Origin of the sequence: Nocardia sp. NBC_00416, from assembly GCF_036032445.1 — a bacterium.
In the GTDB taxonomy this organism is placed as follows: Bacteria; Actinomycetota; Actinomycetes; order Mycobacteriales; family Mycobacteriaceae; genus Nocardia.
Window position 1 is genome coordinate 6,973,231 of the sequence record NZ_CP107932.1, and the last position, 13,055, is coordinate 6,986,285.

Annotated in this window: 15 protein-coding genes and 1 other RNA gene; 7 read left to right on the plus strand and 9 right to left on the minus strand. The window is 68.7% G+C overall.

Annotated features, from left to right (window positions below; all coding sequences use genetic code 11):
* Positions 1-139: 139 nt before the first annotated feature.
* The 6 genes from OG804_RS30225 to OG804_RS30250 form a co-directional block, all read right to left on the minus strand.
* The gene (locus OG804_RS30225; protein WP_328392035.1) at positions 140-1,189 is read right to left on the minus strand and encodes an ABC transporter ATP-binding protein; all 1,050 of its coding nucleotides are present in this window, start codon (positions 1,187-1,189) and stop codon (positions 140-142) included.
* Complete coding sequence (modB, locus tag OG804_RS30230) at positions 1,186-1,944, minus strand: molybdate ABC transporter permease subunit (RefSeq protein ID WP_328398837.1); 759 nt, start codon at positions 1,942-1,944, stop codon at positions 1,186-1,188. The genes OG804_RS30225 and modB overlap by 4 nt, the downstream gene beginning before the upstream one ends.
* A 77-nt stretch (positions 1,945-2,021) precedes the next feature.
* Complete coding sequence (gene modA / locus OG804_RS30235; RefSeq protein WP_328392036.1) at positions 2,022-2,819, minus strand: molybdate ABC transporter substrate-binding protein; 798 nt, start codon at positions 2,817-2,819, stop codon at positions 2,022-2,024.
* A 2-nt stretch (positions 2,820-2,821) separates the two neighbouring features.
* Complete coding sequence (locus OG804_RS30240) at positions 2,822-3,220, minus strand: TOBE domain-containing protein (protein ID WP_328392037.1); 399 nt, start codon at positions 3,218-3,220, stop codon at positions 2,822-2,824.
* Positions 3,221-3,276: 56 nt separating this feature from the next.
* Positions 3,277-3,756: a GNAT family N-acetyltransferase gene (locus OG804_RS30245; protein WP_328392038.1), complete on the minus strand. Its 480-nt coding sequence runs from the start codon at positions 3,754-3,756 to the stop codon at positions 3,277-3,279.
* 40 nt (positions 3,757-3,796) lie between these two features.
* Positions 3,797-4,402, minus strand: coding sequence for a class I SAM-dependent methyltransferase (locus OG804_RS30250; protein ID WP_328392039.1), 606 nt, complete (start codon positions 4,400-4,402; stop codon positions 3,797-3,799).
* Between the two features lie 37 nt (positions 4,403-4,439).
* On the opposite strand from OG804_RS30250, the gene OG804_RS30255 reads away from it, so the two are divergent.
* Together OG804_RS30255 and OG804_RS30260 are read left to right on the plus strand one after the other, a co-directional pair.
* Positions 4,440-5,570: a M20 family metallopeptidase gene (locus OG804_RS30255; RefSeq protein ID WP_328392040.1), complete on the plus strand. Its 1,131-nt coding sequence runs from the start codon at positions 4,440-4,442 to the stop codon at positions 5,568-5,570.
* A 22-nt stretch (positions 5,571-5,592) separates the two neighbouring features.
* The gene (locus OG804_RS30260; protein ID WP_328392041.1) at positions 5,593-6,630 is read left to right on the plus strand and encodes an NAD-dependent epimerase/dehydratase family protein; all 1,038 of its coding nucleotides are present in this window, start codon (positions 5,593-5,595) and stop codon (positions 6,628-6,630) included.
* On the opposite strand, the gene OG804_RS30265 is transcribed toward OG804_RS30260, so the two are convergent.
* Complete coding sequence (locus OG804_RS30265) at positions 6,631-7,644, minus strand: hypothetical protein (protein WP_328392042.1); 1,014 nt, start codon at positions 7,642-7,644, stop codon at positions 6,631-6,633.
* Positions 7,645-8,218: 574 nt separating this feature from the next.
* On the opposite strand from OG804_RS30265, the gene OG804_RS30270 reads away from it, so the two are divergent.
* Entirely contained in the window at positions 8,219-8,500 is a 282-nt protein-coding gene (locus OG804_RS30270) for a hypothetical protein (RefSeq protein WP_328392043.1), read from the plus strand.
* 159 nt (positions 8,501-8,659) lie between these two features.
* Positions 8,660-9,544: an SAM-dependent methyltransferase gene (locus tag OG804_RS30275; protein ID WP_328392044.1), complete on the plus strand. Its 885-nt coding sequence runs from the start codon at positions 8,660-8,662 to the stop codon at positions 9,542-9,544.
* Between the two features lie 20 nt (positions 9,545-9,564).
* On the opposite strand, the gene fabG is transcribed toward OG804_RS30275, so the two are convergent.
* Positions 9,565-10,317: a 3-oxoacyl-ACP reductase FabG gene (gene fabG / locus OG804_RS30280; RefSeq protein ID WP_328392045.1), complete on the minus strand. Its 753-nt coding sequence runs from the start codon at positions 10,315-10,317 to the stop codon at positions 9,565-9,567.
* A 406-nt stretch (positions 10,318-10,723) separates the two neighbouring features.
* On the opposite strand from fabG, the gene OG804_RS30285 reads away from it, so the two are divergent.
* Positions 10,724-11,173: a DUF4870 domain-containing protein gene (locus OG804_RS30285; protein ID WP_328392046.1), complete on the plus strand. Its 450-nt coding sequence runs from the start codon at positions 10,724-10,726 to the stop codon at positions 11,171-11,173.
* A gap of 81 nt (positions 11,174-11,254) precedes the next feature.
* On the opposite strand, the gene OG804_RS30290 is transcribed toward OG804_RS30285, so the two are convergent.
* Positions 11,255-12,142, minus strand: a complete 888-nt coding sequence (locus OG804_RS30290) for an alpha/beta hydrolase (RefSeq protein ID WP_328392047.1) — start codon at positions 12,140-12,142, stop codon at positions 11,255-11,257.
* A gap of 112 nt (positions 12,143-12,254) precedes the next feature.
* On the opposite strand from OG804_RS30290, the gene rnpB reads away from it, so the two are divergent.
* Positions 12,255-12,668: RNase P RNA component class A (rnpB, locus tag OG804_RS30295), an RNA gene on the plus strand.
* 64 nt (positions 12,669-12,732) lie between these two features.
* Entirely contained in the window at positions 12,733-12,990 is a 258-nt protein-coding gene (locus OG804_RS30300; RefSeq protein ID WP_442941673.1) for a hypothetical protein, read from the plus strand.
* The last annotated feature ends 65 nt before the right edge of the window (positions 12,991-13,055 follow it).

Here is a 13,055-nt window from a genome sequence, read left to right on the forward strand (position 1 = left end):
GTGTCGGCCACGGTTGCCGACCCGGTGCCGGCGTGCTGACCGTGTGGGCCGGTGGCGCACCGGCGCCGCCTTCGTCGCGGTGTTCGCGGCCGTGGAGTACACCGGTCTGCGCCGGATCGCCGGCTGACGCGCCGCCGGGTCAGGCGGGGTAGCAGTGGATCTCGGTGGCCTTCAACGCGGCCCACAGCTCCGACCCCGGGCGGATTCGCAGATCTGCGACGGTGGCGGCGGTGATATCGGCCAGCGCCGGTACCGGACCGTCCAGCCGGACCCGCACGGTGTGCGCGTGCTGTTCGAGACCTGCCACCGTCACCGGCCAGGTGTTGCGGGGGCTGCCGTCGGGACGCCGTGGGTGCAGACCGACCGCCGCCGGTGCGAAGGTGAGATGTACGGGACCGGTGGCGGGTTCGGCGACGATGAGTTCGCCGCCGCCGTCCAGCTGTACCCGAGTGCCTTCCGCGGTACCGCGGAAGAGATTGAGCCCCACCAGATCCGCGACATAATCCGACCGCGGCCGTCGCGCGACCTCGCTCGGCGGCCCCTGCTGGACCACCGCACCGTCCTCCACGATGACGAGTCGGTCGGCCAGCACCATCGCGTCGAGCGGGTCGTGGGTGACCATCAGAGTGTGGCCGGAGTATTCGCCGAGGTGGCGGGAGAGTTCGGAGCGCACCCGGACCCGGGTGGCGGCGTCCAGCGCGGCCAGGGGCTCGTCCAGCAGTAGCAGCGCCGGTTCGACGGCCAGGGCCCGGGCCAGCGCGACCCGCTGGGCCTGACCACCGGACAGCGCGCGCGGCCGGGCGTGCGTGTAGTCGGCCAGCCCCACCCGGCTCAGCCAGTCGGCTGCCCGGTCGCGGGCGGCGGCCCGGCGCATTCCGCGGGCGCGCAGGCCGAAGGCGACATTGTCCAGTGCGTCGAGGTGGGCGAAGAGCAGATAGTCCTGGAACACCACGCCCGCCGAACGGTGCTCGGCGGGAACGAATTCGCCCGGCGGGGCATCCCACACCTGTTCGTCCAACCGGATCGAACCCCCGGTCAGCGGGGTGAGACCGGCCAGCGCGCGCAGGGCGGTGGTCTTCCCGGCGCCGTTGGGTCCGAGCAGTGCGACGACCTCCCCGGGCATCAGGGTGAGGTCCAGGTCGAGCGAGAAATCGCCGCGGGTCACCCGCAGCGCGGCGGTCACGGTCACAGCACCCCCCGCAGCCAGCGTTCCCGCAATGCGGCCAGGACCACCACCGAGACAAGTAGCAACACCAGGCTGAGCACGATCGCCGCGGCCGGATCGGTCTCCAACGCCAGATACACCGCGAGCGGCATGGTCGTGGTCCGGCCCGGGAAGTTACCGGCGAAGGTGATGGTGGCCCCGAATTCGCCGAGCGCCCGCGCCCAGCAGAGCACCGTGCCCGCCACGACACCCGGCAGGATCGAGGGCAGGGTCACCCGCCGGAAGGTCAGCCAGCGGGAGGCGCCCAGCGTGGCGGCCGCCTCCTCGTAGCGGGGGTCGGCGCCGCGTAGCGCCCCCTCCACGGAGATCACCAGGAACGGCATCGCGACGAACGCTTCCGCCACCACCACTCCCGCGGTGGTGAACGGGAGCGCGACCCCGAACCAGTCGTACAGGTACTGGCCGACCAGCCCGCGCCGGCCGAGCACCAACAGCAACGCGACACCCCCGACGACCGGCGGCAGCACCAGCGGCACCGTGACCAGCGCCCGCACGAGTCCGCGTCCGGGGAGGTCGCCGCGCGCGAGCAGCCAGGCCAGCGGTACACCCAGCACCAGGCACAGCACGGTGGCCAGGCTCGCGCACACCAGCGAGAGGCGCAGCGCCTGCCCGACCTCGGCGCTGAACAGGCGGTCCGGCAGATCTCGCCAGGGCGCGCGGACCAGCAGTCCGGCCAAGGGCACCATCAGGAACACCAGGCCCAGCAGCGCGGGGACCATGAGGACCAGCGGCCGCCGGCCGCGGACCGCCCGGCGCCGCCGCAGCGCCGCTGTGCGGCGCCGCGCCGGACTCGGGCTCACGGGGTGTCGAAACCGGCCGTCGTGAAGACCGACCGAGCCTGTGGGGAGATGACGTAATCGACGAAGGCCGCGGCCGCCGCCGGGTTGGGCGCTGCGGCCAATGGCGCGATCGGGTAGTCGTTGATCGCCCCGTCGGATTCCGGGAATTCGATTCCGGTGACGGTATCGCCCGCGGCCCGGACATCGGTGCGGTACACCAGCGCCGCGTCGACCTCGCCGAGGGTGACCTTGGTCAGTACCGCTTTCACATCGGGTTCGCGGGTGTCGGGTTGCGGCGTCACACCCGCCGCGGTGAAGACCTTGTCGGCCGCCGCCCCGCACGGCACCTGTTCGGCGCACAACGCGATCCGGTGCTCGGGGCGGCCGAAATCGGCGAGTCCGCTGATGCTGCCCGGATTGCCGGTGGGAACGGCGATCTCGAGGCGGTTGCGCACGAAGGTGACCGGCCCGGCGGTGACATCGCCGGATTCCTGCACCTGTTCCATATTGCGGGGCGCCGCGGAGGCGAACACGTCGGCCGGGGCGCCCTGCCGGATCTGTTCGGCCAGCGCCGAACTGCCGCCGAAATTGAACACCACGTCGACTCCGGGATGCGCTTGCTCGAACCTCTCGCCGAGCGTGGTGAAGGTTTCGGTGAGCGAGGCCGCCGCGAAAACGTTGACGGTCCCGACGAGGCCGTCCTCGGGACCGCTCCCGGCGCTGTCCCCGGAGTCGTCGGCGGCGCAACCCGCCAGCATGGTGATCAGCACGGCCGCCGGGGCCAGGCAGCGCAGTACACGCCCTACTGTTCTCATCGTCAGCTCTCCGGAATCTCGACCACCACATGCGTCGACTTGACCGACGCGACCGTCACACTGCCCACTTCGATACCGAGTTCGTCCACCGATTCCCGGCTCAGCAGCGACACCAGCCGGAACGGCCCGGCCTGCATCTCCACCTGCGCCATCACCGTGTCGGTGACGACCCTGGTGACGATTCCGCGCATCCGGTTGCGAGCCGAGGCCGCCACAGTAACCCCGGGGTCGGGCGCCTCGGCGTTCTGCCGCGCGAATTCCGCCAGATCCCGGCCCTCGACACCTTTGCGCCCGTTCTCCAGGCGGACCGCCGGAAGCCGCCCCTGATCGATCCAGCGCCGCACGGTGTCATCACTGACTCCGAGCAGCCCGGCGGCTTCCTTGATCCGCAGATACGTCACGGAGGGCAGTATATAGCCGGATATGCGGAACAAAAGAGGGAAAAGCGGCAAACCTCTCATCCGGTCGGCAGCGTCAGGATCATCTCGTTCTCGGGTCGCGGGTCGTCGTCTCCGCAGGGTTGGACCGCCCCGGTGCGGGTGAACCCCTGGCGTAGATACAGCTGCTCGGCCGGGCGGTTCCCCTCGATGACCCACAGGCGCAACGTCCGGTGCCCGGCGTCGATCGCCCAGCCGATCACCGTCCGAACCAACTGATCCGAGACCCCCGTCCGGCGTGCCACGGGCGCGGTCCACATCGACACCAGCAGCGGCCCGTCCACGCTGGTGATGACACCCGCTGAACCCACCGGCATCGCTCCCGTTTCCGCGACGAACAGGATTCGCCGGGTAGCCCACTCCCGCCACTGATGTGCCTCCCACACCAGTGCCTCCGCGTGGGTCGTGGAGAACGTACCCGGCGGGGAACCGGCCAGGGCGTCGAGGCGGACCGCTCGGGCGGTCGGCCAGTCGTCGGGCCCGATACTTCGTATCCGCATTACGCGATGGTGTGCCGAAAAAGACTGCGCGGCAACCGAGTTATCGCCGCTGATTGTGCCAAGTGACGGAGTAGCGGAAGAGCGGAAGCCGCCGCCAGATCATCCCGGGCAGGGTCGCCGCGGCGATGCGCCGGGCTTGCGCGTAGGTGTGTGGAAAATTCATCTCCATCGGTGCGGTGTGCTGCCAGAAGCCACGAGACCGTGCGAGAACCCGATGCTGCACCGTCCCGGCCACGTTCATGGCGTAGTCGCTTATCGACGCGCTCCGCGCGAGCCCGATGACGACCAGTTTGCCACCCACGGCGGTGAGATCCGCCAGCCGTCGCAGACCGGAGGCGAGATCGGGCAGATGGTGCACGCTCGCCACCGCGGCCACCAGGTCGTAGTGCTCCTCGGGCAGCGGATAGGTCATGACATCGCCGAGCACCCAGCGGACCTCTGCGCCGGTTTCGCGGGCTCGGTCGAGTACCGCCGGGTCGGAATCTATGGCGGTGACATCGGGTACTCGTTCGCGCAGATCCGTCGCCAGGAGTCCGTCGCCGGTTCCCACGTCCAGCGCGGTCCGGGCTCCGGCAGGAGCGGTATCGAGGACGGCCGGGTAGTAGTGCGTGTTGTGGTTCCAGCGATGACGCGAATCGGTCGGCACGTGACACACTCTGACACGGGCGTAGGAAGATCAGGCGATGGGCGACAACAACAACGCACTCGAAACCGCCGCGAGCAAGCTTCCCGACATGCTGGACCGCTTTCGCATGCTGGTGGACTGCGAGTCACCGTCGAATGATCAGCGGGGCCTGGAAGTCTGTGCCGTGTTGATCCGGCCGTGGCTGTCGGCAGCGCTCGAGCGTTCCGTCCGGCTGGAACGGGTAGGCGAGAACGTGCACGTCCTGGCCGAGGCCCCCGATCCCCGGGTGCTGGTGCTGGGTCATTTCGACACTGTGTGGCCAGTGGGTACAACCGCCGACTGGCCGTTCTCGATCACAGACGGGATTGCCACCGGCCCCGGCACGTTCGACATGAAGGGCGGAATCGTCCAGGTGATTGCGGCGATCGAACTCCTCCAGGACGCGTCGCATGTCAGTGTCCTGCTGACCAGTGACGAGGAGGTCGGTTCGGCGTCGTCGCGGGTGCTGATCGAGGAACAAGCGCGGAAGGCCGGGGCCGTCCTGGTGTGTGAGCCGAGCGCGGACGGTGGCGCGGTGAAAATCGGACGTAAGGGGATCGCCAACTACCGCGTCTCCGTGACCGGCCGGGCAGCCCATGCCGGATTGGAGCCGGAGCTGGGGGTGAACGCGGGCGTCGAGCTGGCGCACCAGATTCTCGCGATCGCCGATCTGGCTTCCGGTGACACATCGGTGGTGCCCACGGTCCTGACGGCGGGGACCACCGTGAACACCGTTCCAGAATCGGCGCAGTGCGCAGTGGATGCGCGGTCATGGGCTCTGTCGGACCTCCAACAGGTGGACCGGGCGATGTTCGCGCTGGCCCCGCACCTGCCGGGTGCCACGGTAACGGTGACCGGCGAGATCGACAGGCCACCGTTCGAGGAGCACAGCGCGCGCCGGCTGTTCGGCGAGGCCGCGTCGGCTGCGCGAGAACTCGGCATCGGCCCATTGCAGGCTGTCAGGTCCGGCGGCGCCTCGGATGGCAACCTGACAGCCGCGATCGGGGTGCCCACGCTGGATGGACTCGGCGCGGTCGGCGGTCACCCGCACGCCCGCAACGAACATGTCGACGTTACTGCGATGCCCGAACGGGTAGCTCTGCTCGCGGTCCTCCTCGAACGGCTGCGGCACCTTTCGCCCGCCGCGTGACCGACGAGCCACAATGGCAAGGGTGACGCGAGTTCTCATCTTGGGCGGTTCCTGGTTCCTCGGTCGCGAGATCGCCGAACAGTCGGTGGCACAGGGCTGGGAGGTGACAACGTTCCGGCGCGGCAGATCCGGCACCGACGTCGAGGGTGTGACCACCGTGCGTGGCGACCGCACGGAGCCCGACGATCTTGCACGCCTGGCAAGGTCCGGGCCCTGGGATGTCGTGCTCGACACCTCGAGCTTCGTGCCGCGCGAAACCCTGCGACTGGCCCGCGCACTGGAGCCGGTGGCCGACCGCTACGTGTTGGTGTCCACCGTATCGGTGTACGAAGGGTGGCCGATCGAACCATTGAGCGAGTCGTCTTCGGTGCTGGAGTGTCCGTCCGATGCCGGACCGGATTACGGATACGACGGCGACCCCGGACCGTCGACCTACGGATTCGGCAAGGCCGGCTGCGAGCGTGCCGTCACCGAAATATTCGGCCCGGCGCGGACCACGATCCTGCGGCCCGGTGTCATTCTCGGGCCACACGAGTACGTCGGCCGCCTGGAGTGGTGGCTCCGGCGTATGCAGCGCGGCGGCCGCGTGCTCGCGCCCGGCAGCCCTGACCGGCCGATACAGCCCGTAGACGTCCGGGACGTCGCCGCGTTCGCGCTGACTTGCGACCTGACCGGTGTCTACAACCTGACAGCGGCACGCCGCGAGCGTATGGGCGACATGCTCGGAGCTTGCCGAGACGTCACGAGCAGTAGCGCGGTCCTGGAGTGGGTGACCGATGAGCAGTGGCTCGCCGAGCAAGGCATCCGCCAGTGGACCGAACTTCCGCTCTGGCGCACTTATCCGGGCGCCTGGAATGTAGACGCCGACGGCGCTCGCAGGGCGGGGTTCGCTTGCCGCCCCATTCGTGAGACGGTCGCCGACACCTGGGCATGGCTGACCACCGGCGGTGCCGCAGTGGCGCATGAGCGTGCGGGCGAACTCGGGATCAGCCCGGCGCGTGAGGCGGTGATTCTCGGTTTGTGGGATGCCGCCCAGCTCGACCATTGCGGCAGTGAATAGCTACTTCGAGGTTGGCAGTGCCCGCATACCAGTCGTGCGAGACAGCGATATCGAGGTGAAGTCCTCGATAGCTGCGCCGAGTTGCAACGCCTCGGTCGCACCCCTGTAGCGGGAGTTGCCGAGAGCGCGGGCGAGCGCATGTAGCCGCAGTGCTATGGCTTCGGTGCGGCGCGCGGGCGGCAATTCGAACACCGGCCGCAACGCTTCCTGTGCCCCCGCGAGGTCGTCGCGCAGTGTGCGGGCAGCGCCCAGATCGACGTGCGCACCGAGCGCACCCGCGCCCCAGCGCTGTGCTGGAGGGATGGTGGCGAACAGGTCGACCGCTTGAAGCGCCGCCTGTTCGGCCTGCTCACCGTCGCCGAGCGCGACATACGCCGCGCCTGCGCAAAGCGCGCGACGAGCTCGGTCGAACGCTAGTTCGCCGCCGACCTCGTCCAGGAATTCGTCGTGGCCGGCTCGATCGAGTTCTGCGGCAGCTGATTCGAGTTCGGTATGGACCTCGCCGCGAGCGCCGAGCATCGACAGCGCTCGCGCGTTGACGGAGTGCAACCGCGCTCGCGCGGTCCCGGCCGGTGCGGTGTCGAGCGCCGCCTCGGCGATCCGGTTGGCGCGGCGCGGGAACCCGGACCAGAACGCGAGAGTGACCTGCAATGCGCGTGCCCACGCCTGGAGAGAAGGGTGGTCGATGATGCAGCCGTAGGTGTAGGCGGCGCGGGCCTGCTCCTCGGCCGGTTCCACCAGACCGAGGTCCCAGGACACCGACGACAGCAGCCCGCACACCTGTCCGGCCAGCAGGTACAGCGCCGCCTGCTGCAGCGGCTTGTGCGTCCGGTCGAGCTGGTCATAGACGGTGTCACGTAACGCGACCAGGTCGTTCAGCAGTTCCAGCGGGGGAGTGACGTAGTACGCGGTCGCAGCTTTGCCTGCGGCCGCGTGGAGATGCTCGAGCGCGGAGGGGTCCAGTGCGGATGCGGCTTCGATGGCGTGGTTCACCGATTTGTGTGCTGCGGACACAGCAAGCTCCTGTTCAGTGGCGGGTCGACTGTGAGTCGCGTTGTGCGGCGGGCCGAGTAGGACAGCAATGGGTTCACCGAACCAAGCTTCGAGCACGCGCCGTGCGCTGGGCCGGGGTCGACCCGCGCCGCCGTGAAACCAGCGCTTCGTAGCGCTGCGCGAGACCTCGACCTCTATGCCGAGCGTCTCGGCGCGGCTGGCGAATTCCCTCTGAAAGTCGCCGGTGCCGAAGCCGTGCTCGGCGGCGAGCTGTTCGAGTCGAGTACGCGGTTCTCTGCCCATACCTACCTCCACTCACGGCCGTCAACGTGCCGATATTGCACCTCATATCGGCAGTGCCGCACGGAGAGTGGGCCAAATGTAGGCCGAAGTGGGCCGCTATGGGCCGTCCGTGGGCCGCCGCTCGGCGTGATGCTGAGGGCAAGTCGCGGCGTCAGGTGAGCCCTCCAGGGCTTCCCACCTCTGCCGATTCGCTTCGGTGGGTGACGCCCACGTCCTTGACGTCGCGGCTGTCACGGGACTGCGCGAGCGAAAGGAACCAGGAGCTATGGATTGCGAGAACCGGAGAGCGGCCGTGGAACCACTACCGATCCGGATACCGAACGCGGCCCCGCGATCGGCCGGCCTCGCGCTGGTCAACAACGAGGCGATGTCGTCGACGCTGCGATTGTGGACGGAGGCCGCCGAGTATCGAGAACTGCTCGAACGGACCCGGGACGGATTGATCGCGCTCGACACCGACACCGGCGCGCTGTACGAGCCGACCCGGGAGGACGGCGAACGTCTGCAACGTGAGGTGGACGGTGTGATCGCACGGTGGAAGGCCGAGCGGCGGGCGGGGCACCGTGCCTGCTGACCCCACTACTGGGACCGAACCCGCGGTCACGGGATCGGAGTGCCGGAGCCGGGAACCGATCCGGGGGAACGCACACGCCCATCACGAGCTGGCGACTCATGCCGCGCATCGATGCCGCCGCTACTACGACGCCCTGCACTACACGACCGAGGTGCGGACGTGACCGAGCCCGTGCCGCGGACCGGGGTACGGAAGGCGGTGGGTGTCGACGCCGCCCGTCCGAGTATCGCGCGGGTCTGCAACAGAATGCTCGGTGGGAAGGACAATTACCCGCCGGACGTGGAGGTCGTCCTGGAACTCGAGAAGTCGGCGCCGGGCCAGTGCGCAGCGGCATGGGCGAGCCGGGAGTTCCAGCAGCGAGTGCTGCGGTACCTCGCGGGCACGGTCGGGGTGCGGCAGTTCCTCGACCTCGGTGCGGGCCTGCCGGTCCCGGAGGCCCGCCGGGTCGACACGCACCAGATCGTGGGCCTTTCGCAGGTGATCCCAGCAGCGGATCGGCCGACCGTCGTTTACATCGACAATGATCCGGTGTGCGTCGCGCACGGCCGCGCCCTGCTGGCGACCGACGACCGAACGCATTACCTTCCAGGCGATCTCACCGACCCCAACCTGCTGCACGAACCGGGTGTGCGCACCTACCTCGATCCGGAGGAACCGATCGCCGTGCTGCTGTGCGGGGTGCTGCATCACCTCGAGGACGACCAGGACCCTGCCGGGATCGTGCGCGGCTGGGCCCAGGTGCTGCCGCCCGGCTCGTTCCTGGTGCTCACCCACCTCCACGACCCGGGCCCCGGCGACGACCTCCACCCGTATGCGCTGTCGTGCCGACTCCGGTACCTGGAGACACTCGGGTCCGGCTGGTTCCGGACTCGCGCGCAGATCGCCGGACTGTTCGACGGCCTACGGCTGGTCACGCCTGGTCTGGTCGAGCCGGGCGAGTGGTGGCCGGGTGGTCCGCCGTTGCGAGGCAGATCTGTGGCGGAGCGGTTGTTGCTGGCGGGGGTCGGTCGGACGCCGGGAGCTCGGTGGTGGGACGGCCGGTGACCATCCCACCACCGCGGTGTTCAGTCCCGCGGGCCGCCGGCCACGTAGATGACCTGTCCCGAGACGAAACCGGCCCCTTCGCTGGCCAGGAACGACGCGGTGTGCGCGATGTCCTCCGGGTAGCCGACCCGGTTCACCGGGATCTGGGACGCGGCGCCCTTCTGGAAGTCCTCGAAGTCGACGCCGACCCGGGCAGCGGTGGCCGCGGTCATATCGGTGACGATGAAACCGGGCGCGATCGCGTTGGCGGTGACCCCGTATTTACCGAGCTCGAAGGCGAGGGTTTTGGTGAACCCCTGCATACCGGCCTTGGCGGCGGAGTAGTTCACCTGGCCGCGATTGCCCAGCGCCGAGGTGCTGGACATATTGACGATGCGGCCCCACTTCTGGTCGACCATGTACTTCTGGGCGGCCCGGGTCAGCAGGAACGCGCCGCGCAGATGCACGCCCAGCACGGTGTCCCAGTCGTCGACGCTCATCTTGAACAGCAGGTTGTCGCGCAGCACGCCCGCATTGTTGACCACGACGGTCGGCTCGCCGAGTTCGGCGGCCAGCCGCTCCACGGCGGCGGTCACCGAGTCTTCCTTGCTGACATCCGCGCCGAGCGCGATCGCCTTCCCACCGGCGTCCGTGATCGCCGTCACGGTCTCGGCGCACGCGGATTCGTCGAGGTCGAGGACCCCGACCTGCATCCCGTCGGACGCCAGCCGTTTGGCGATGGCCGCCCCGATACCGCGGGCGGCGCCGGATACTACTGCGATCCTCTCGGCCATGAGTTCGAAGTCCTCTCGTGTGGTCGATTGTCTTTACGCCATCTAACAACGTGCCGGGGGCGGGGAGCGAGGGGGTGGCGGTACAAGATCTCGATCGGGACGCTGTGCGTGCCGGACAGTGCCGGTCGGCGATCAGACAAGGCCGGTGAGTTGTCGAGCATGAGGCTCCCGGCCACGGCCGATATTCAGGCCGCCGAGCCGCCGGCCCGCTGCCGGTCCAGCCAGTTGTCGACCCGCCCGTCGACCCAGCGCACGCGCTGCCTTTTCCGCGGTCCGAGCGTGGCCGTCACCGCCCCGCGTGTTACCTGTCCGATAATTCACCCCGGTGTGGTTTTGTTTCACTCCCTGGTGGGTAGCGCGCGCTCTATCCTCGAAATACACCAGTCGCCAGCGAGTTTGGAATGTGATGACCACTCCTCAGTCTCCGTATGACCCGACGTCGGACAAGCCCTACCCGTCGCAGCCGGCCGCCGGCGCCCAACCACCCTACGACCCCGCGCCACAGCCCTACGGTGCGTCCCAGCACGCGCCCGTTTCGCCCTCCGACGCCAAGACCTGGGCCATGCTGGCGCATTTCGGCGGAATCGTGCTCGGTTTCGTCGCGCCGCTCATCGTCTGGGTGCTGTACAAGGACCGGGACGAGTTCGTGCGGCGACATGCCGTGGACGCGTTGAACTTCCAGATCGTGCTGGCCATCGCCTATGTGGTGTCCGCGGTGCTGATGATCGTGCTGATCGGCCTGCTGCTGTTCCCGATCGTGTGGATCGCGGGCATCGTGTTCAGTGTGCTGGCGGGGATCGCGGCCAACAACGGCCGCGAGTACAAGTACCCGTTCAACGTATCGCTCGTGAAATAGCTGTTTCCGGGCCGGCGGGTATATCGCCGGCCCGGAAACATTCGCGGTACCGGATGGGCGCAGTGGTATCCGGTGCCACGGTCAGGGACGCAGGACCGAGGTCAGGAATTCGGTCTGGTCGTAGACGGCCTGCTCGAACAGGTCGTCGAAATAGATATCGAAATGTCCTGCGGGATAGCGCTTCACCACCGCGTGCTTGGTCTTCTCGGCCGCCCGTAACGACGGTTTCACCGGGGTGATCGAGTCGTTGTCGCACAGCGCGTACAGCACCGGCATCTTCAGCTCCTTCACATGCCGGCCCGGGCTGTGGAACAGCAGCGATATGGCGGCGCGGGCCGCGATCTGGGGCCGGTAGCTCTGGCTGTCCTCGGCCAGCCGGCCGAATCCGGCCGGAACTTCCGTCCCGCTCATCATCGCGGTGGCGCGTTTACGACCGGCGAGCCGGACCTGAACCGGTTTGCGGAATACCGTGCCGAACACCAGATCGGCGACCGCCCGCGTCCCGACCTTCACGAAACTCAGCAACCCTTTCGCCAGGGCCGAGGACAATCCGCTGACGAACGGAACCTGGGCGACCACCGCCGCGATATAGGCGTCGTCCGGGGCCACCGACAGGGCGTGCCCGCCGCCCAGCGACGTGCCCCACAGCGCGATCCGCGTGGCATCGAATCCGCGCAGCGTGCGGGCGTAGGCCACGGCGGCCGTCCAATCCTCGCGCTGCCGGGCGAGATTGACGACCTGCCGGGGATCGCCGTCGCTGTCCCCGAAATGCCGGTAGTCGAATGCCAGCACCCCCATTCCCGCCGCGGCGAACCGCCGGGCGAACCGATCCAGTCCCATTTCCCTGTTGGCCCCCAACCCGTGCCCCATCACCACGATGGGGCGGGGCTTGGGCGGGCCGGCCGGTAGGTACAACCAACCGGCACATTTCTGACCTCCCGACGGGAAGCCGACCTCGACGCGCTCCATGAACAGTGACGGTACCGAGTTATTGCCTTCGGTGAACTATCCGGCTGTGGCGACAACCCCGGGCGACTGGCGGCGGCCCACTCGACCGCACCGAGTATTCTGTGGCGGCGGATGAGTCGGCCGGGCGGTCGCGGCACCGGGAACGGACACCGATCGGTGTCACGCCCGGAGTCGAGGAAAGTCCGGACTCCACAGAGCAGGGCGGTTGTTAACGGCAACCCGGGGCGACCCGCGGGACAGTGCCACAGAAAACAAACCGCCCACGGCCCGCGAGGGCCGTGCGGTAAGGGTGAAACGGTGCGGTAAGAGCGCACCAGCGCCCCGGGTGACCGGGGCGGCTAGGTAAACCCCGCCCGGAGCAAGGTCGAAGATCGCACCTCGCGGTGCGGTTGCGCAGGTGTTCGAGGGCTGCTCGCCCGAGCCTGCGGGTGGACCGCTCGAGGTACCCGGCGACGGTGTGCCCAGATGGATGGCCGCCCCCCGGTGCGAACCGGGGACAGGATCCGGCTTATGGCCGGCTCATCCGCCCGGCGGGGGTCTCGCGGAGACCGCCGCCGCTTGTCGCCGGGGCCGGCGGTACTCCGATCGCGATGGACGATATCGCGGCCGTGGCGGCCGTGGCGCTGACCGAGGTAGGACATCTCGGCAAGGCGTACCCGCTGACCGGCCCGGAGAAACTCACCCGTGCCGATCTCGTGCGCGAGCTAGCCGCGGCGCTCGGTCGGGAAATCGGATTCGTGCCGAGTTCGCGGGAGGAAACGATTCGGGGCCGTCCGGCGATGACCTTCGCGCAATGGGCCCGGCGATATGCGGACGAATTCTTCGGTGCGGTTCCTGTGGACCGCTGATCGGAAATTCCGGCGTGTCGGCCCGCGCGGCGTGTCGGACCGATGTTCCTATTCCGGCGAATTCC